General features: G+C 68.6%; 16 protein-coding genes. 9 read left to right on the top strand and 7 right to left on the bottom strand.

What is annotated here, in order from left to right; genetic code table 11:
- Positions 1–56 precede the first annotated feature (56 nt).
- Together JKL49_RS19495 and JKL49_RS19490 are read right to left on the bottom strand one after the other, a co-directional pair.
- Entirely contained in the window at positions 57–1,496 is a 1,440-nt protein-coding gene (locus JKL49_RS19495; RefSeq protein WP_347340424.1) for an MFS transporter, read from the bottom strand.
- Positions 1,497–1,720: 224 nt separating this feature from the next.
- The gene (locus tag JKL49_RS19490; RefSeq protein ID WP_215343102.1) at positions 1,721–2,473 is read right to left on the bottom strand and encodes an extensin-like domain-containing protein; all 753 of its coding nucleotides are present in this window, start codon (positions 2,471–2,473) and stop codon (positions 1,721–1,723) included.
- Positions 2,474–2,594: 121 nt separating this feature from the next.
- Between JKL49_RS19490 and JKL49_RS19485 the strand changes: the two genes are divergently transcribed.
- The 6 genes from JKL49_RS19485 to JKL49_RS19460 all read left to right on the top strand — a co-directional run bounded on the left by JKL49_RS19485 (position 2,595) and on the right by JKL49_RS19460 (position 10,092).
- A complete protein-coding gene (locus JKL49_RS19485) occupies positions 2,595–4,070 on the top strand; it encodes a M20 family peptidase (RefSeq protein WP_215343101.1) in 1,476 nt (491 codons plus the stop codon).
- Positions 4,071–4,189: 119 nt separating this feature from the next.
- Positions 4,190–4,801, top strand: coding sequence for an ATP-dependent Clp protease proteolytic subunit (locus JKL49_RS19480; RefSeq protein ID WP_215343100.1), 612 nt, complete (start codon positions 4,190–4,192; stop codon positions 4,799–4,801).
- Position 4,802: 1 nt separating this feature from the next.
- Complete coding sequence (locus tag JKL49_RS19475) at positions 4,803–6,404, top strand: alpha-amylase family glycosyl hydrolase (protein WP_215343099.1); 1,602 nt, start codon at positions 4,803–4,805, stop codon at positions 6,402–6,404.
- Positions 6,405–6,421: 17 nt separating this feature from the next.
- Positions 6,422–7,531: an aromatic ring-hydroxylating oxygenase subunit alpha gene (locus tag JKL49_RS19470; protein ID WP_215343098.1), complete on the top strand. Its 1,110-nt coding sequence runs from the start codon at positions 6,422–6,424 to the stop codon at positions 7,529–7,531.
- Between the two features lie 54 nt (positions 7,532–7,585).
- Positions 7,586–8,821 (top strand): hypothetical protein, encoded by a 1,236-nt coding sequence (locus JKL49_RS19465; RefSeq protein ID WP_215343097.1) that lies wholly within the window; start codon positions 7,586–7,588, stop codon positions 8,819–8,821.
- Positions 8,818–10,092, top strand: coding sequence for a DUF2272 domain-containing protein (locus tag JKL49_RS19460; protein ID WP_215343096.1), 1,275 nt, complete (start codon positions 8,818–8,820; stop codon positions 10,090–10,092). The genes JKL49_RS19465 and JKL49_RS19460 overlap by 4 nt, the downstream gene beginning before the upstream one ends.
- Before the next feature lie 115 nt (positions 10,093–10,207).
- Here the strand turns inward: JKL49_RS19460 and JKL49_RS19455 are convergent, their stop codons facing one another.
- Positions 10,208–11,218, bottom strand: coding sequence for a hypothetical protein (locus JKL49_RS19455; protein WP_215343095.1), 1,011 nt, complete (start codon positions 11,216–11,218; stop codon positions 10,208–10,210).
- A gap of 94 nt (positions 11,219–11,312) precedes the next feature.
- Positions 11,313–12,425, bottom strand: a complete 1,113-nt coding sequence (locus tag JKL49_RS19450; protein ID WP_215343094.1) for a L,D-transpeptidase family protein — start codon at positions 12,423–12,425, stop codon at positions 11,313–11,315.
- Between the two features lie 38 nt (positions 12,426–12,463).
- Here JKL49_RS19450 and JKL49_RS19445 point away from each other — a divergent pair, with 38 nt between their 5' ends.
- On the top strand, positions 12,464–13,330 hold the full coding sequence (locus tag JKL49_RS19445; protein WP_215343093.1) for a D-alanyl-D-alanine carboxypeptidase family protein: 867 nt from the start codon (positions 12,464–12,466) through the stop codon (positions 13,328–13,330).
- A gap of 53 nt (positions 13,331–13,383) precedes the next feature.
- A complete protein-coding gene (locus tag JKL49_RS19440) occupies positions 13,384–14,166 on the top strand; it encodes an alpha/beta fold hydrolase (RefSeq protein ID WP_215343092.1) in 783 nt (260 codons plus the stop codon).
- Here the strand turns inward: JKL49_RS19440 and JKL49_RS19435 are convergent, their stop codons facing one another.
- Positions 14,167–14,805 carry a glutathione S-transferase family protein gene (locus tag JKL49_RS19435; protein WP_215343091.1) on the bottom strand — a complete coding sequence of 213 codons (639 nt, stop codon included), beginning with the start codon at positions 14,803–14,805 and terminating at the stop codon, positions 14,167–14,169. It lies immediately after the preceding gene.
- Between the two features lie 66 nt (positions 14,806–14,871).
- Between JKL49_RS19435 and JKL49_RS19430 the strand changes: the two genes are divergently transcribed.
- A complete protein-coding gene (locus tag JKL49_RS19430) occupies positions 14,872–16,515 on the top strand; it encodes an acyl-CoA dehydrogenase family protein (RefSeq protein WP_215343090.1) in 1,644 nt (547 codons plus the stop codon).
- Positions 16,516–16,522: 7 nt separating this feature from the next.
- On the opposite strand, the gene JKL49_RS19425 is transcribed toward JKL49_RS19430, so the two are convergent.
- Both JKL49_RS19425 and JKL49_RS19420 read right to left on the bottom strand, forming a co-directional pair.
- Positions 16,523–17,128, bottom strand: coding sequence for a TetR/AcrR family transcriptional regulator (locus JKL49_RS19425; RefSeq protein ID WP_215343089.1), 606 nt, complete (start codon positions 17,126–17,128; stop codon positions 16,523–16,525).
- Between the two features lie 118 nt (positions 17,129–17,246).
- The gene (locus JKL49_RS19420; RefSeq protein ID WP_215343088.1) at positions 17,247–17,900 is read right to left on the bottom strand and encodes a TetR/AcrR family transcriptional regulator; all 654 of its coding nucleotides are present in this window, start codon (positions 17,898–17,900) and stop codon (positions 17,247–17,249) included.
- Positions 17,901–18,097: the final 197 nt, after the last annotated feature.

The raw sequence follows: 18,097 nt of genomic DNA, 5'->3' as shown, positions 1-18,097 counted from the left end.
ACCACTTCCTCTCCCCCTAGGCGGGGGAGAGGGTAGGGTGAGGGGGCCGTCGAAACCTACACCACCCGCCGATCCCCGCCCTTCACGAACAGCAGCCCCACGAAGCCCACCAGCAACAGCAGTGCGATGGCCGCGAAGCCCCCCTGCTGGGTCTTGAACACCTGGGTCCCCAGGTTCACCAGGAACGACCCCAGCCACACCGTCGCCGTGCCCGACAGCGCATAGACCCCGAAGAAGGTGCCGGTCTGCTCCGGCGGCGTCAGCCGCGTCAGCAGGGTGCGGCTGGACGCATATTGCGCGGTGACGAAGATGGCGTTGGAGAAGCCGATCAGGATGTAGACCACCTCCGGCCAGGTCCCGAACATCCCCTCCCAAAGCCGCGCGTGGGTCGTGGGATCATAGCTCCAGAGATAGAGGATCTTCTCCGGCGTCATCCCCAGCAGGGCGATGATGCCGGCCAGCGCCATGCCGATCTCGATCTGCACCGCCCGCTTTGGGCCGACGCCGGCGTCGAGCCAGCGCCCCACAAAGCCGCCGATCACCGCCAGCACGCTGAGGATGATCCCCAGCATCAGCAGTTCCAGCGCCCCCCACTTCATCACCCCGGCCGAATAGATGCCGAAGTAGATCAGCAGCGCGGTCATGCCGTCGTAGTAGAACATCCGCGAGGCCAGATAGATCGCCGCCTCCCGGTAGCCCTTCATCGCCTTGATCATCCGCCAGAGCTCGGACGCTCCGCTGGAAAACGCCTTCAGGGCGGGGACCTGGCTGTGCGGGGCGTCGGGCGTAAACAGGAAGAGCGGGATGGCGCCGATGGCGAACATCACCGCGGCGATGGGCGCGACGATCCGCTCGTGCTCGTGCATGACGATGTCGAGGCCGAACAGCGGCTTGGCCGGCACGAAGGACCAGGCGACATGGCCCGGCAAGGCGAACGCCCAGGCGCAGAAGATCAGCGCGCTCACCGAGCCCAGGTTGCCGAGCGCCAGGGCTAACCCCGAGGCCTTGTGCGCACTCTCCAACCCGGCCGCCCGGACCAGCAACGAGTTGTGCAGCACCTCGGAATAGGAAAACAGCACCCCGATCAGCAGCGACAGCGCCATGATCGCGGTGACCGACAGGCCCGACCCGTCCGGCTTGCCCCACCACATGGCGAAGATCGCTGGGACCATGGTCATCACCACCAGGGCCAGCCAGCCTTTGCGCCGCCCCAGCTTATCGATGGAGGCGCCCAGGAACGGCGCCGTGGCCATCACGATCCAGCCGGCATACTGGCTCCAGGACGAGATGATCTGCTGCCCACGGACCGGGTCCCCCACCATGGTCGACGACACATAGGGCATGAAGACATAGATGGTGATCAGCACCACATAGGGGTTCCGCGCCCCCTCGAACACCGACCAGGCGATCCCGCCCCGGGTCAGCGGCGCGTCGCCCCCCACGCTCGCGATCACTGGCGGATCGGCCACGGCCGCCACCCCATGGGTCTCACTCACAGGCATCCTCCCTGACCGCTCTAGGTGGCGGTTCTGGGAGGACGTTAGTCCCTTGGCCGGCGATGTAGAGTCGAAACACGCGCGCTGGGCGGCGGAAGGCCCGCCGGGGGGAGAGGGCGCGGGCTCAACGACTCCGATTCGGACTCGGTTCGTTCACGCTCGGTTCCATCTGTTAACCATGGTGAATTTTGTGTTAATTCTGCGTTTGTTCCGCGGGCGGAAAACTAGCGGCAGAGCGCCCCGCCGCCCATGTCCAGATGCAGATGGTTGGCGTGGGCGGCGTTGTAGTCGGGGGACAGCACGGTGATGAAGACGCGGCAGCCGTCGTCGCGGACGCGGTGCAGGAACCGCCCCTTCGGACCCGGATCGTTCCAGTCCCTCAGCACGCTGACGGTCTCGCCATTGGCCAGCTTGAAGCCCGCCACATCGAGGGCGTTGGCGCTGGCGTGCTCGCTGATCGGGCCCTCGGCCTGGCCATAGATGCGGCGGCAGGCGTAGGAGCCGTAGTTGTCGATGGCCACAACGGCCTCCCCCAGCACCTCGAAGGCGGCGGGCTGCACCACCTGGCGCTCCCAGATGGAGACGGCGAGCGCCTCCTTGCAGGTCATGGAGACGTCGCTGGGCTTCAGCGGGGCCATGCCGCCGGTGAAACGGACCGCGTCGCGCACCTGGCACATGCCGTCGGCGGAGACCTCCTGCACCTCCTTGAAGGTCATGCCGCCCTGGGTAAGAACCGCGCGGCAGGCGGCGGGGTCTTCGCCGGTGCGGGCAGCCTTGGCCTTGGTGGCCACGCCGATGGGGTCGATGACGCTGAGCGTCTTCCACGGCAGGTGCTGGGCGGGGATGGTGCGCTCGGCCAGCAGGGCCATGACGCCGACGATCGCCCAGATCAGGAACAGGCCGACGATGCGGGCCAGCAGGGTCTGGTGGCGGGCGTGTTTCTCGATGTGGGGGTGGCGGGGCGCGCGGTAGGCCATGGGGTGACTAACGGCGAAGCTTGGTCATGGTTTCCTCGAAGCGCGCGGCAATAGCCTAGCACAGCCCTTTCCACGCCTTGCGAGAACAGCCTAGGCTCAGGGATCACTTGGGGGCGGGATGATGAAAAGGTTGGCGAAGATCGGCCTGGGCTTGGGCGGGGCCGTGGTCCTGCTGGTGGCTGTGGTGGCGGTGCGGACCGCGACCTTCAAAGCGCCGGCGGCGGCTGACCTGGGGACCATCAAGCTGGCGCCGGCGGTGAAGGTGGACCGGGCGTCAGCCGCTCTGCACCTATCGCAGGCCATTCAGATTCAGACGGTCAGCCACCAGGACAAGGCCGACAACCAGTTGGCGGAATGGGACCGGCTGCACGCCTGGCTGCAGGCCACCTATCCCGCCGCCCACGCCGCCATGGGCCGCGAAGTCGTGGATGGCCACACCCTGATCTACACCTGGAAGGGGTCCGATCCGTCCCTGGCCCCCATCGTGCTGATGGCCCACCAGGACGTGGTGCCGGTGACGCCGGGCACAGAGGCCGACTGGAAGCATCCGCCCTTTGGCGGCGAGATCGCCGACGGCGCGGTCTGGGGCCGGGGCGCGGTGGACGACAAGGGCTCGCTGGTGACCCTGTTCGAGGGCGCCGAGATCCTGGCCAAGCAGGGCTTTGTGCCCCGCCGCACGGTGATGATCGTCTCCAGCCACGACGAGGAGGTGCGCGGCGAGGGCGCGCGGGCCGCGGCGGCCTGGATGAAGGCCAAGGGGATTCGCGCGCAGTTCGTGCTGGACGAGGGCCAGGCAGTGATCTCCGACAATCCCATCACCGGCGGACCGGTGGCGCTGATCGGGGTGGCCGAGAAGGGCTACGGCACCCTGAAGGTGACGGCCCGCGCGCCGGGCGGCCACTCCTCGGCGCCGCCCGCGGACGGTGGCGGGGTGGTGACGCTGGCCAAGGCGGTGACCGCCATCGCCGAGCAGCCCTTCGCGATGAGGTTCGCCGGCCCGGGCGCCGCCATGCTCACCAGCCTGGCGCCCAGCGGTCCCCTGCCGATCCGCATGGCGGTGGCCAACAGCTGGCTGTTCTCGCCCCTGATCGTGAAACAGGCCGCGGCGACCCCTGCAGGCGCGGCCCTGCTGCACACTACCATCGCGCCGACCATGCTGAAGGGCAGCCCCAAGGAGAACGTCCTGCCGCAGGACGCCACGGCCTGGATCAACTACCGCATCGCGCCGGGCGACACTTCGGCGGGGGTGATGGCCAAGGCCAAGGCGGCGGTCGGCGACCTGCCCGTGGACCTCACCTGGGCGAAGACGCCGGACGAGCCGTCGCCGGTCTCGTCCACGACCTCGCTGGGCTGGAAGACCATCGCCGCGGTGGCGGGGGATCTCGCCAAGGCGCCCGTCGCGCCGGGCCTGGTGACCGCCGGGACCGACAGCCGCTACCTGGCCGGGGTGTCCCAGGACGTCTACCGCTTCCAGCCGGTGACCTTCTCCCTGGCCGACACCACCATGATCCACGGCACCAACGAGCACCTGTCGCTGGCCAACCTGGAGCAGTGCGTACAGTTCTACGCCCGGCTGATCGCCACGACGGCGCGGTAGGCGCGACGACGCGTCCAGCCGTTTGCCCCAATAAAACAGCCGATCTTAACCCTGCACACCTTGCGATCCGCTGCGGCGCAACGCACGTTCCGTCCAACTTGAGACCTGGAGACTTTCGAATGCGCAATTGGCGGTTGGACGACGACGAAGAGGGCGAAGACGGCGCCCGCAAGCCCGACATGCCGATGACGGCGGGCCCGGTGCAGAACGGGCTCTACAAATCCCGCACCGTGCTGATCTTCGGTGAGATCGACATGCGGCTGGCCGAGCGGGTGACCGCCCAGCTGCTGGCCCTGTCCAACGACAGCGACGCCGACATCCGGGTGATCGTCAATTCCCCCGGCGGCCACGTCGAGAGCGGCGACACCATCCACGACATGATCACCTTCTGCGGTCCCAAGGTGAAGATGATCGGCACCGGCTGGGTCGCCAGCGCCGGCGCCCACATCTATCTGGGCGCGCCCAAGGAAAACCGGCTGTGCCTGCCCAACACCCGCTTCCTGCTGCACCAGCCCTCGGGCGGGGTGCGCGGCCAGGCCTCGGACATCGAGATCGAGGCCGAGGAGATCGTGAAGATGCGCGAGCGGGTCAACCGCATGATCGCGCGCGAGACCGGCCAGCCCTACGACAAGGTGGTCAAGGACACGATCCGGAACTTCTGGATGGGCGCGGAGAAGGCCAAGGAATACGGCATCGTCTCGCGCATCATCAGCCGCGCGGACGAGGCCTAAGATGTCGGCCGCGCCCTGGTGGAAGGGCGCGGTCGTCTACCACATCTATGTGCGGAGCTTCTTCGATAGCGATGGCGACGGACATGGCGACCTTAAGGGCGTCGCGGCCAAGCTGGACTACATCAAGGACCTGGGCGTCGACGCCATCTGGCTCTCCCCGGTCCACCCCTCGCCCAACCGCGACTGGGGCTATGACGTCTCCGACTTCGAGGGCGTGCATCCCGACTACGGCTCGATGGCCGACCTGGAGGCCCTCATCGACGCCGCCCACGGGCGCGGCCTGAAGGTGATGCTGGACGAGGTGCTGTCCCACACCTCCGACGAGCACGCCTGGTTCGCGGCCAGCCGCGACGGCGGGCCCGATGGGGAGAAGGCGAGCTGGTACGTCTGGGCCGAACCGGCCGACGACGGCACGGCGCCCAACAACTGGCTGTCGGTGTTCGGCGGCCCGGCCTGGGCCTACCAGCCGGCGCGCCGGCAGCACTATCACCACAAGTTCCTCAGGCAGCAGCCCAAGCTGAACTGGCGCAATCCCGACGCCAAGGAGGCCGCCATCAGCGTGCTGGACTTCTGGCTGGCCAAGGGGATCGACGGCTTCCGCCTGGATGTGGCCGGCACCTTCCTGCACGACGACGCCCTGACCGACAACCCGGCGGTGCCTGCGGCCCAGCGGACCCGCCACCACTGGGCCCACGCCAGCGAGATGCAGGTCCACCTGAACGATAGCAACCTGCCGGAAAACATCCCCCTGCTGGACGAGATCCGCACCCGCGTGGACGGCCACAGCGACCGCTTCGTGTTCGGGGAGTTCTCTGAGGAGGAGGAGCGCTGCGGCGCCTATTGTACGCCGGAGGACGGGCTGCACTCGGCCTATACCTTCGTGCTGCTGCACGCCCGCAAGCTGAACCCCCAAATCTTCCGCGACCATTTCGAGACCCTGGCGCGGCATCCGGGGCACTGGCCCTGCATCTCGTTCTGCAACCACGACATCATGCGCACCGCCACCCGGTTCGGGGGCGGCGAGGCCATCGCACGGCTGATGCTGGCCCTGCTGCTCAGCCTGAAGGGCACCACCCTGCTCTACCAGGGCGAGGAGCTGGGTTTGCCGCAGGCCCAGAGTCTGACGCGGATCGAGATCCGCGACCCTGTGGGCGACCTCTATTGGCCGATCTCCAAGGGCCGGGACGGCTCGCGCACGCCGATGCCCTGGGCGCCCGGCGAGAACCTCGGCTTCTCCAGCGCCAAGCCCTGGCTGCCGTCCGCGCCCGAGCACCGCGACCTGACCGTGGCGGCCCAGGCGGCGGACCGCAACTCCATCCTCGCCTTCTCCAAGGCCTTGATCGCCCTGCGCAAGGCCTCGCCTGCTTTGACCCGGGGCGAGATCGAGATGCTGCCGGCGGAAGGCCAGGTGCTGGCTTTCACGCGGACGGAAGGGGCTGAGCAGGTGCTCTGCCTGTTCAACATGGGCCCTGAGCCCGCCGTCTTCGCGCAGGCCGGGCTGGTAGGCGAACCGGTCGGCCTGCCCGGTTTGATCCAGGCCAAGGCGGCGGCCGGACGGGCCGAGCTAGGTCCGTACGGCGTGGCCTTCATCCGGCGGCCCTGAAGCGCTACAAGGACCCCATGGCCGACGGTGACACCAAGACCGCGAAAGCCCCCGCTGCCGGCGACGCCAAGTTCGGGCGCGGGTTCCTGGGCGATATCTGGTATTTCGCGGCGCTCTCCAGCGACCTGAAGCCGGGCAAGCTGCAACGCTACGAACTGCTGGGCGAACCGGTCCTGATCTATCGCGACCGCAAGGGCGTGGTGCATGCGATGCGCGACATCTGTCCGCACCGCGCCGCGCCGCTGTCGGCGGGGGTTCTCACCACGGAAGCCGACGGCCGCGAGGTGGTGGCCTGCCCCTATCACGGCTGGCGGTTCGGAGCGGACGGGGCCTGCACCGCCATCCCCTCCCTGGTGGCCGAGCAGGCGATGGATACCTCCCGCGTCCGGGTGCGCCACTACCCGGCCGCCGAGAGCCAGGGCCTGGTCTTCGTCTGGGTGAGTTCAGATCCCCGCTTCGACGGCGAGCCCAGCGAACTGCCGCCGGTCTTCGACGGCGTGGTCGGCGGCGCGCCCAAGCTCGTCGACCGCATGGTGTTCGACGCCCATATCGACCACGCGGTGGTGGGGCTGATGGACCCGGCCCACGGGCCCTATGTGCACCAGCAGTGGTGGTGGCGTTCGGCCAAGAGCCAGCACGACAAGGCCAAGAAATTCGAGCCTCGCGAGGCCGGCTTCGCGATGGTCCGCCACGAGCCCTCGAAGAACAGCCGCGCCTACGCCATTCTGGGCGGCGAGCCGCTGACCGAGATCACCTTCCGCATCCCCGGCCTGCGTTGGGAGCACGTCACCGTCGGCAAGCGTCAGGTGTTGTCGCTCACCTGCCTGACGCCTGTGAACGAAACCCAGACCAAGATCACCCAGATCGTCTGGTCCGACCATCCGGCCTTCGTCTTCCTCAAGCCCTTCGTGGCCTGGGGCGCGCGGATCTTCCTGCGCCAGGACGGCGACATGGTGAACCTGCAGAACGAGGGCCTGCGCTACGACCCCTCGCTACTGTGGATCGACGACGCCGACCGCCAGGCCAAGTGGTACCAGCAGCTCAAGCGCGAATGGACCGCCAGCCGCAAGGAGGGCCGTCCATTCCGCAATCCCGTCGAGGCCGCCGTCCTGAAATGGCGAAGCTGAAGCGTTGACGTAACCGGGTTCGCGCGCGACGCTCTACCTTAGGGGGTGCGTGAGATGGCGTGGCGCCGTTCCAGACATCTGATCATCGGACTGAGCGTCTGGCTGGCCTGCGCCCTGCCGGCCGCCGCCGGCGTGCTGATCCGTGCCCCGGCCTATGTGAACCTCAGCGCCCAGGCCCGCACCTGGCGGCTGACGGATTCGAACTGGGGCTTCATCAGTCCGCTTTCCACCGCCGTCGCCAGCGAGCTGGAGAGGTGCAAGAAGGTCGACCCCGCCGTCGCCGCCCCACTGCAGATGTCGCCCAACCGGCTGGACAAGGCCTCGGCCGACGCGTTCGCCGCTCTGCGGAGCTGCCACAAACGCTGGTTCGAGAAGACCACACCTGTCGGGGCCGCCGACGAGAAGCTGTGGACCAAGATCATGGGTCGTCAGCCCCTGCCCTCGCCCCTGGACCGGGCCAAGGTGATCGCCTTTGGCGCCGCGCCCCTGACGCCGGACTATGACCGCACGCTCTGGGACTGGGACCGGGGCTCGGGTTTCACCAGCGCCGACCCGGACTCGATCTTCAGCTGGGGGCCTTACAAGGCCACGGCGGGCCATGGCTGCACCTTCCAGCGGGTGCTGGCCGTCCTGGCCGCCAACCCCACAACAGGGCCGATGGTGCGCGAAGCCTTCGCCGAGGAAGGCCCGCTGCTTGACCAGCTGATCGCTCAGTCCGATCCCAGCTGGTGCGCGGTCGCCGCGGCCATCCTCAAGCCGGTGTTCGACGATTCCGAGCGCCGCGAGAACTTCCGCATCATCTTCGCCAAGCTGGCGGGTCACCCGGAGATCCGCGCCGGCTATGACGGCTATTTCCTGGGGCCGAACGGCTATCTGGGCCGCCGCATCGCCCGCCACTACGACCTCTATGCGCGAGCGGGTCTCACGCCCACCAGGATGGACTTCGCCTATTTCCTGGACCGGTCGCTGGACTATCCGCCCCTGACCGAAGCGCAGATCGCCGACCTGGCGGCCACGGTGCGCGCCGGCCAGATGACCAACTGGCAGGCCCGCCGGCTGATCGCCAATGTGACGCCCTTCTCCTCGCCGGGCGCGCGCAGCTACCAGATCGGCCGCGACGCGGTCTATTTCGTCGATGCCCTGGGCCAGGAGGGCCTGGACGACACCGAGCGCACCTCCTGGGTCAAGAACAGCCGACTGAAGGCCTCAGACGTCGGCCTGACCGAGGAGGCCTATTCTCCGCCCTGCGATGTGGTCTTCCTGCCCGGTTGCCCGGGAGGCCAGCCATGAGGGCCCTGCTGATCGCCGGCGCGCTGGCCACCGGCGTGGTGGCCGCGCCCCCGCCCGCCCACGCGGCGGGCTACGTCATCGACCGCACCGAGCTCAAGGCCGCCTGCCTCTCGGCCGCCACCCGCGCACCACCGCCGATCGGGACCGAGATCGCCCGGGTGGCCACCGACCAGTGGGCCAAGTTCGGCTATGGCCGGGTCAAGGAGACCGCCGCCGACGCGGTGATCGAGAAGCAGGGGGACGGCGCCCTGGCCGGTTCGCTGTCCTGGGACGCCGTTTGGCAGTTCTGGGCCTTCACCGGCTACGACAACATGCTGACCTTCCCGTATGAAGTGGTGATCAGCGGCGGCGCCCCGCAGATCCTGAAGGCCAACAGCAAGTCCAATATCGACGCCGCCACCGCCAAGTTCGGGGTCGGCACCCCCTCGGCGCGGGCCATCGCGGGCGCGATCAAGCGGTCGTCCACCTCATCCCTGCCCTGGTCGGCGGTGTTCGTCTCCTCGGTGATGAAGCGGGCGGGGCTGACCAACGACCAGTTCCGCACGGCCGCCGCCCACGCCGGCTACATCCAGGCCGCCGTCGACGCCTATGGCTACCGCCGCAGCGCCTACGCCTACCTGCCCTGCGACCCCAGCTGGATCGCCCCGCGGGTCGGCGATGTGATCTGCTATTCGCGCAACGCCAGCCCGGTGCGGTCCTTCCCGCAGGTGCTGGCCGGGGTGGAGAACGCCTCGGCCAGCAAAGGCGCATATGCCTACGAGAGCCACTGCGACATCGTCAGCCAGGTGGCCCTGGCGCCCAAGCACGTGGTCCACTCCATCGGCGGCAATGTCGGCGATACGGTCACCAAGACCGAGCGGGCGCTCGCCGGCGGACCAATCACCACCGGCCGGCCCATCGCCTGGATCGCGGTGCTGGTGCTGAAGCCCGATCCGACGTTGGCCGCGCCCGCGCCGCCGCCTGCGCCTCCTGCGCCACCGCCCGTTCCTCCGGCGCCTGAGCCCGCGCCCGTACCGCCAGCGCCGACGCCCGAGCCGACACCCCCGCCGCCGCCACCGCCCGTGCCTGAACCTCCGCCGGCCCTACCTGCGCCGGAGCCCGCACCCGCACCGAGCCCGCCACCGGCTCCGGAACCCGTACCTGCGCCCCTGCCCCCGCCGCCCGAGCCGACGCCCACAGCGGCGCCAGCGCCCGCGCCCGATCCCGCTGTGTCAAATGAGCCCGACGAACCGGCGGACGAGTCAGCGCCCGCGCCGGCGCCCACGCTCTGATCCTTCTCCCCTTGCGGGGTCGAGAGCGAGCCGGGCTACTCAAGCCCGGCTATGCGTTTCGCCAACGATTTGGCGAAGCGCCGCTCTCGACCCCGCAAGGGGAGAAGGACCCAAATCAAGCCACCTTGCGTGAGGCCTCGGCGGCGGTGGGGTCGGTGAGGCGCAGGTCGTCGATGCGGATAGGGGCGAAGCCGCGCGAGCCGTCCCAGTCCAGGCGGCCGCCCAGGGCGGTGATGCAGGAAACCGGCTCCAGACGGGTCAGGTCCATGCGCGACAAGGCCGCGTGGGGCAGGCGGACATAGAGGACCGGATGCTGTTCGTACTCGCCCGTGCGGCCGGGCAGGTGCACGCGGGTCACCACCTCGACAGCCTCGCCGCCCACCACCGAGAGCACCTCGGTCCCGATGCGCAGGGAGATGGAGCAGACGTTGGAGATGTGCATCTCCTGAATGTTGGAGAACGGCAGGGCCGCGTAGCCCGCCCGCTCGTTGTCGACGGCGATGATCGCCTCGTCGGGAATGGCGTCCAGCTCGAGCGCGTCCAGATAGACGATGATCCGACCGGTCGCCGGCATGGTGATGGCGAAGCCTTCCAGGGCCGGGGTGATGGCCTCCAGGTCGAGATTGATCCGCAGGGTCTGCTCGATGGCGCCGAGGTCCATGGCCAGCACACTGGAGGCCAGGTTGACGTCGAGATTGTGCGCCTCGGCGGCGCGCTTGCCGCGATTGTAGAGGTCGGCGTCCTCCTTGGCGGCTGACAGCACCGCCTCGGCCAGGGCCCGGCGCCGATCCGCGCCCAAACCAAACAGGGCGTCAATCAGGCCCGGCTCGTAGCGGGCCAGCTTCTTGCGGGCGATCTGTTCCTTGGTGTGGGTGCGCGGCGCGGGCTCCACGAGCCCCAATGAGGCGATCGTCGTCCAGTCCTTGCGGACATATTTGATGCAGTGGGCGCGAGTGAGATTCTCGACCAGCTTTTCGTACTTGGCCGCGTTGGCCGCGGTGGTGTCGGGCTTCTTGGCGCGGGCGGCCGGGCGCTCCTTGCGCTCGCGTTCCCGCAGGGTGCGCTTCGTCGCCCGGTCGATCCGGTTCATCGTCGCGATCACGGTCTTCGCCGCTTGCCCTGACATTTCCGCTCCGAGACTCTTCGTCACACCCATTATGGGTACCCTTTGAGTAACCCTGGTTTCTGACTGAGCGGTTAAAATGGCTGCAGCTTGTTGATCAGGCTGCGGTTTTGCCCGCCTTGGTTTCAGAACCGACAAACACCACCACCGCGCCCTTTTTGACGGCGGCGCCCAATTCGTTGGCGTCCCAGTTGGTCAGGCGAACGCAGCCGTGGCTGGCGGTCTTGCCGATATGGTTCGGATCGGGGCCGCCGTGGATGCCGTAGGTGTCCTTGGTGAGGTCGATCCACATCGAACCCACCGGGTTGTTGGGGCCCGCCGCGATGGTGAACTTGCCCTTCTTGCCGTCGCCGAAGGTCAGGCGCTTGGGGTCGTAGATCCAGGTGGGGTTGGGGGCGACGGTATTCACCGCCCACTCCCCCGACGGCGCAGGGCGCTCGGTGGAGCCCACCGAGGCCGGATAGACCGCCAGCAGCACATTGCCCTCGCCGTAGGCGCGTACCTCGCGCTCGGCCTTGTCGACCTCTATGCGGGTGACGGCGGCGTCCAGCTTGTCGGCGCCGGGCGCCACAACGACGATGGTGGTCCCCGCGACGGCGAAATCGGCGTCCGGGTTCAGGGCCTTCAGCAGCTTCTCGTCCATATGGAAGCGCTCGGCGAACATCTCCGAGGCCGAGGCATAGCCCAGGTGGTCGAGCTTGGCCTGGTCCTCGCTCTTGGCGGGGATGGCGACGAAGGGGCCCTTCACGTCGTCGGCGGTGACGACATAGTCCTGGGTGACCGGCGTGGCTCCGGCGGTGAGCGCGGTCCAGGTCGCCTCGTCCAGCTCACCCGAGGCTGTGAGGTTCTTGGCGGTCTGGAAGGCGGCCAGCGCCTGGCGCAGGTTCTCGCCCTTGGCGCCGTCAATGACTCCGGGCGAGAAGTGGGCGCGGTCCAGCAGCACCTGGGCGCGGACCAGGGCGGGCTTGAGGGCCGCGACCTCCTTCACGGTGGCGGCGGGCAGGACGGCCGCGTCGATGGCCTTGCCCTGTTCGGACGCCGACCCGGTGACGAGCGCGGGGACGGCGAGCGGCTGGGTGGCGATATCTTGCAGCGCCGGCGCGGCTTGCGCGTTGGCTGCGGGAGCCGGCGCCGCTTTTCCGCCCGGAGGCGGCTCGGAACAGGCGGCGAGCGCAACGGTGAGGACAAGGATCGATGCAGACCAGTTCATCAGTGGACCTTCGCCTTAAGCCGCGCAAAATGGGCGTCATGACGAGGAAGCCCTCAAGCTGGCGGCGGTTCCGGCGGGCGGCGGGCGCAATCCTGGCTGGACTGATGACGCTGGGCGGCGCGGCGGCGTGCGCCCAGACCTCGTCCTCGGCCTGCACGGTGGCGGCCTTTGAGGCCCCGGCGCGGATCAACGCCTCGTCCCTGAGAAGCCTGGCCTGGGCGCCTTTCCGGCGTGACGAGATCGGCTGGGAGACCTATGCGCCGTTGATCCAGCGAGAGCTGGGGACGCTCTGCGCGCCCGACACCTCACGGTTCTCGCAGCTGCTGGCCGGATTCCAGAAGCGCTTCCGCCTGAAGGGCACCGGCGAGATGGACGCCGACACCTTCAATATCTTCAAGGGAGTCTGGCAGGAACGCCGGCCCTTCGTGATGGTCAATCAGCACGGGTTCTGTCCACCGGCCCCCGATCCCACGACCCTGACCATCGCCGCCCCGGCCGAGAGCTATGGCGGCAAGACCATCCCCCTGCGGCCGGGCGCCCTGGACGCCTATCGGCGGATGGCCGCCGCGGCCAAGCGCGTGCCAGCCATCGCCGCCGACAGTCGGAACCTGACCCTCTTCTCCGGCTTCCGCGATCCGGACGCCGATGCGGCGCGATGCGTGACGGACGGCAATTGCGACGGCGTCGTACGGGCCACCTGCTCGCCGCACCGCACGGGTCTGGCGCTGGACCTCTATGTGGGGGAGGCGCCCGGGTTCAAGCCGGACTCCAGCGCCGATCCCAACCGCCTGTTCATGACCAATACCCCCACCTATCGCTGGCTGCTGGCCAATGCAGGCAAGTTCGGCTTCGTGAACTATCCCTTCGAGCCCTGGCACTGGGAGTGGATCGGGCAGGCTCCCTAGGCCAAGATGAAGACGACACGGCCGCAGAGCCGCGCTGAACACGGAAACGCTCCATGCCGACCTTCACCTCCGACGGCCTGACCCTGGCCTATGACGACAATGTCCCGCCCGGTGGCGGTGAGCGGACCATCCTCCTGGTCCATGGGTTCTCGTCCAACCGGAATGAAGGCTGGAAGCGCACCGGCTGGTACACGGCCTTTGACCGCCGCCGCATCCGGTGCATCGCGCTCGACCAGCGCGGCCATGGCGAAAGCGCCAAGCCGCACGAGGCGCAGGCCTATACGCGCGACAAGATGGCCGGCGACGTCATCGCCCTGCTGGATCACCTGGGACTGAACCGGGTGGACCTCTTCGGCTATTCCATGGGCTCGCGCACCGCCCTGGCCACGGCGTTGAAGGCGCCCGAGCGCATCTCGAACCTGATGCTGGGCGGCGTCGGCGGGACCCTGATCGGCGAGCGCGCCCTGCCCGGCGGCAATCCGATGGCCGAAGCCATGCTGGCCGAGGACCCGGAGAGCATCAAGGAGCCGATGCTGAAGAGCTTTCGCCACTTCGCCGATGAGCAGGGGGAGGACCGCCAGGCGCTGGCCGCCATGACCGGCGCCCAGAACCCGGCCTTCGACCGCGACGCCATGTCGATGCTGCCCATGCCAGTGCTGGTGGTGGCGGGCCAGGGCGACACCGGGGCCGGCGACCCCGCCGAGCTGGCGGCTGTCTTCCCCCACGCCCACGGCATCACCGTCCCCGGCTGCGACCACTTCTCCGCCATCCCCCACGCGCTGACCAAGGCGGCGGTCTTCGACTTCCTGGATGGAGAACTCGACTATCCGAGCTAGCTACGCCTTGGCGCGGGGGCCCATGTTGTAGGGGCCGCCCTTTTCGAGGGCCGTCTTGTAGGCTTCCCGCGACTGGAAGCGTTCCAGCCAGGCGGCGATGTTGGGATAGGTGGCCAGGCGTCCGAAGGCGCCGGTGACCTCGCCGACGAAGCTCATCTGGACGTCGGCGCCGGAGAACTCCGAGCCCATGATCCAGTCCTTGCCGGCCAGGGCTTGATCGACATAGCCCAGGTGGTTGGCGATCTCGCTCTCCAGGCGCGGGTGCAGCGGCGCGCCGGCCTCGCCCAGGCGGCCGACATACATAAACAGCATCAGGGGCAGCATGGCCGACCCCTCGGAATAGTGCATCCACTGCTGGTAATAGTCGTAGGCGGGGGTCGAGGGATCGGGCTGCAGCCGTCCGCCGGCGTGGCGGCGGATGATGTAGTCGATGATCGCGCCGCTCTCGATGACGGTCATGTCGCCGTCGGTGATCACCGGGGACTTGCCGAGCGGATGGACGGCCTTCAGCTCGGCCGGGGCCAGGCGAGTGGTGGCGTCGCGGGCGTAGTGCTTGATCTCGTAGGGAAGCTTCAGCTCCTCCAGCAGCCAGAGGATGCGCTGCGAGCGCGAGTCGTTGAGGTGGTGGACGACGATCATGGTGCGCTCCTGAAATGCTTTTACGACGTATAGGCTCACCCAGCGGCCGGCGCCTATAGTCACCCGATGAGCGCATTGATCCTGCCCGACCTCACCGACCTGCTGACCGATTCCGCCGACGCCGCCGAGGCGGTCGTCAATGAGGCCAAGGCGGCCGTCTCCGCCCGCGTGACCCGCGACGGGAGGCTGGACCGGGGCGCCCTGGACCGCGAGCAGCACGTGGCCCACGGTCTGGCCTGGGCGGCGGCCTATGCGCAGACCCTGCGCCAGACGCAGGCCTGGGCCCGCGACCTGGGGGCCTCCTTCGGCGAGGCCGAGGCCCTGCCCGCCCAGCTGCTGGCCTTCGAATATCTGAGCCAGCTGGCGGGCGGCATTCCCATGAACCAGGGCGAGATGTTCCGCCTGACCGACCTCGGCCTGCTGGACGACCGGCTGCGGCCGGTGATCGACCGCCTGCGGCCGGGCGCCGGCCAGGCGGTGAAGAGCCGGATCGTGGAACTTCTGGAGACGGCGCGGGGCCGGCCGTCCCTGGAGGCCAGCGGCCTGGACGCCACGCTGGAGATGGTTCGCGACCAGTTCCAGGCGTTTGCACGTGAGAAAATCAGTCCCTTCGCCCACGGCTGGCACCTGCGGGACGAACTGATCCCCATCGAGCTGCTGGGCGAGCTGGCGGACCTGGGCGTGTTCGGACTGACGGCGCCGGAGGCGTTCGGCGGTTCGGGCCTGGGCAAGATCGCCATGTGCGTGGTGTCCGAAGCCCTGTCGCGGGGCTGGATCGGGGCCGGATCGCTGGGCACCCGCTCAGAGATCGCCGCCGAACTGCTGCTGGCCCACGGAACCGAGGATCAGAAGGCCCGCCTGCTGCCCGGCATCGCCTCTGGCGCGATCATCCCCACGGCGGTCTTCACCGAGCCGGAGTCGGGGTCGGACCTGGGGTCGCTGCGCACGCGGGCCGTGCGGGACGGCGACACCTGGCGCGTCAGCGGCGCCAAGACCTGGATCACCCACGCGGCGCGCGCCGACCTGATGACCCTGCTGGTGCGCACCAACCCCACGTCGAAGGACCATCGGGGCCTCTCCATGCTGCTGGCGGAAAAGCCGCGCGGCACCTCTGCCGAGCCCTTCCCGGCGCCGGGCATGAGCGGCGGCGAGATCGGGGTGATCGGCTACCGCGGCATGAAGGAATACGAGCTGGCCTTCGACGGCTTTGCGGTTCCGCACGCCAACCTGCTGGGGGGTGTGGAGGGCCAGGGCTTCTCGCAGTTGATGGCCACCTTCGAGAGCGCCCGCATCCAGACCGCCGCCCGCGCCATCGGGGTCGGGCAAGCCGCCCTCGACATCGCCCTGGACTACGCGCTCGCCCGCAAGCAGTTCGGGCAGCCGATTTCCGACTTCCCGCGGGTAGCCAACAAGCTGGCCATGATGGCGGCCGAGCTGCTGGGCGCCCGGCGGCTGGCCTGGTTCGCCGCCCGGGCCAAGGACGAGGGGCGGCGCTGCGATCTGGAGGCCGGCATGGCGAAATTGGTGGCCGCCCGCGTCGCCTGGGCGGCGGCCGACAATGCGGTGCAGATCCACGGCGGGACGGGGTTTGCGGTGGAGCAGCCGGTGAGCCGCCTGCTGGCTGACGCCCGCATCCTCAACATCTTCGAGGGGGCCGGCGAGATCCAGGCCCAGGTGATCGCCCGGCGGCTGCTGGAAGGGGCCAACTAGCCGGGGTTCACGGCCGCGGGGCGAAGCCCTGGCAGATCAAGCCGATGTGCTTGTCGAAGACCGCGCTCATCGCCTCAGCGTCGCTGTCGTTCCAGGCCGCCAGCCGGTAGGTCCAGGCATAGGAGGCCATCAGGGTGTCGACGGCGATGTCCAGATCGACGGACGGATCGACATCGCCGCGGCTGACTCCCTCGGACAGGCAGTCCCTGACCACCTGCTTGAGGTGCGGATTGCGGCCGAAGGGCCGCGACGCCGGCTCCAGGGTCCAGTCATAGGCCGCCGCGATATGGGCCAGGAACAGCTTCGTGCGGCGGGTCTCGAAGGCGTAGTGGATCGCGAACATCGACCGCAGCCGGTCGGCGGTGGAGCCGCGCAGATGGGGCACCACGCGGTCGAGCTCGGCATAGAGGGCGTCCAGCCGGTCAGCCATGACCTGGCTGAGGATGTCGCCTTTGGAGGAGAAGGTGGTGAAGACGCTGCCCACCGAGACCTCGGCGACACGGGCGATCTCGCGGACGGTGGTCTCTTCGTAGCCGCGCGTCTCGAAGAGATCGCGTGCCGAGTCGAGCACACGTTTCCGCGTGGCCTCCTTCTGAGACTGTCTGACGCTCAAATGGTTTCCCCCTCGAGACCACGTCGTAAACGCGCGGCTTGACCCATGGTTAGGGTGAAACCCCGCGCCGTGACGCTTCCCTCAACCGGGTGCGACAGTACGTCGCACCCGAACTGGGTCAACCCCGGCGGGCGCCGGCCAGAATTACGCGGATCTGGTCCTTCGCCTTGGCCTGCAGCGCATCGATGCTCCAGCCCAGGAAGATCGCCTCGGGGTAGTTGGCGAGATAGCAGTCGAACAGCATCTGGGTGCGCAGCTTGACCTCCGCCTCCTGGCTGAGTTCGCCGCGTTCGACACCGGCCAGCAGCTGCTCGGTGATCAGATCGTGCAGGGCCAGGACCGGGGCCATGTTGCGAAGCTCAGGCCCCTGGTCCGGGGTCCAGGAGATCGAGAAGGCCGCCCGGGCCAGCGGCAGCTGGCTCTTGTAGAAGGCGTAGCCGGCGCAGAAGGCCTTCAGCAGGCAATCGTCGACGGTGCGGCCGCGATGGGCGGCTTCGCGCATCACCTCGGCCAGACTGGCCATATCGACCAGCATGATCTCGCGGAACAGGTCCGACTTGTCGGCGAAGTTGGCGAACACCGCCCCGGTGGACATGCCCGCCGCGGCGGCGATGTCGCGGATGGTGGCGCCTTCATAGCCCTCTTCCGAGAACAGGCGGCGCGCAGCGGCCAGCACCTTGGCGCGGGTCTGCTGCTTGGCCAGGGCGCGTCGGGTGGGGACGCGGATTTCCGCTTCCTGGGCGCCGTGGAGGGGGACGGTGTCGTGTTTCATGATGTGCGTTCAGCCGGGGGAGGGCCGCCTTCGCGTGTTGTTCAAACCGTACGCAAACTGTTCGAACTGACCACGCAGACCGCCGCGGGCCCGCACGGGGGTGAACCCGCTTGAAACCACGCCGCGCCGATCGGCATCAGCTCGCACTACAACTTCAGAATCCGGACGCGGGGAGGCGCCCAAGCCATGGGCCCGAT

Source organism: Phenylobacterium glaciei, from assembly GCF_016772415.1.
Taxonomy (GTDB): Bacteria; Pseudomonadota; Alphaproteobacteria; order Caulobacterales; family Caulobacteraceae; genus Phenylobacterium; species Phenylobacterium glaciei.
This window is presented reverse-complemented; position numbering and strand designations above follow the sequence as displayed.

Excerpts from the sequence above, each read along its gene's own strand:
- JKL49_RS19430 (WP_215343090.1), top strand. The coding sequence starts at position 14,872 with ATGAGCGCATTGATCCTGCCCGACCTCACCGACCTGCTGACCGATTCC.
- JKL49_RS19435 (WP_215343091.1), bottom strand. The coding sequence starts at position 14,805 with ATGATCGTCGTCCACCACCTCAACGACTCGCGCTCGCAGCGCATCCTC.
- JKL49_RS19470 (WP_215343098.1), top strand. The coding sequence starts at position 6,422 with ATGGCCGACGGTGACACCAAGACCGCGAAAGCCCCCGCTGCCGGCGAC.
- JKL49_RS19445 (WP_215343093.1), top strand. The coding sequence starts at position 12,464 with ATGACGAGGAAGCCCTCAAGCTGGCGGCGGTTCCGGCGGGCGGCGGGC.
- JKL49_RS19460 (WP_215343096.1), top strand. The coding sequence starts at position 8,818 with ATGAGGGCCCTGCTGATCGCCGGCGCGCTGGCCACCGGCGTGGTGGCC.
- JKL49_RS19490 (WP_215343102.1), bottom strand. The coding sequence starts at position 2,473 with ATGGCCTACCGCGCGCCCCGCCACCCCCACATCGAGAAACACGCCCGC.
- JKL49_RS19465 (WP_215343097.1), top strand. The coding sequence starts at position 7,586 with ATGGCGTGGCGCCGTTCCAGACATCTGATCATCGGACTGAGCGTCTGG.
- JKL49_RS19485 (WP_215343101.1), top strand. The coding sequence starts at position 2,595 with ATGAAAAGGTTGGCGAAGATCGGCCTGGGCTTGGGCGGGGCCGTGGTC.
- JKL49_RS19440 (WP_215343092.1), top strand. The coding sequence starts at position 13,384 with ATGCCGACCTTCACCTCCGACGGCCTGACCCTGGCCTATGACGACAAT.
- JKL49_RS19475 (WP_215343099.1), top strand. The coding sequence starts at position 4,803 with ATGTCGGCCGCGCCCTGGTGGAAGGGCGCGGTCGTCTACCACATCTAT.
- JKL49_RS19480 (WP_215343100.1), top strand. The coding sequence starts at position 4,190 with ATGCGCAATTGGCGGTTGGACGACGACGAAGAGGGCGAAGACGGCGCC.
- JKL49_RS19420 (WP_215343088.1), bottom strand. The coding sequence starts at position 17,900 with ATGAAACACGACACCGTCCCCCTCCACGGCGCCCAGGAAGCGGAAATC.
- JKL49_RS19455 (WP_215343095.1), bottom strand. The coding sequence starts at position 11,218 with ATGTCAGGGCAAGCGGCGAAGACCGTGATCGCGACGATGAACCGGATC.
- JKL49_RS19450 (WP_215343094.1), bottom strand. The coding sequence starts at position 12,425 with ATGAACTGGTCTGCATCGATCCTTGTCCTCACCGTTGCGCTCGCCGCC.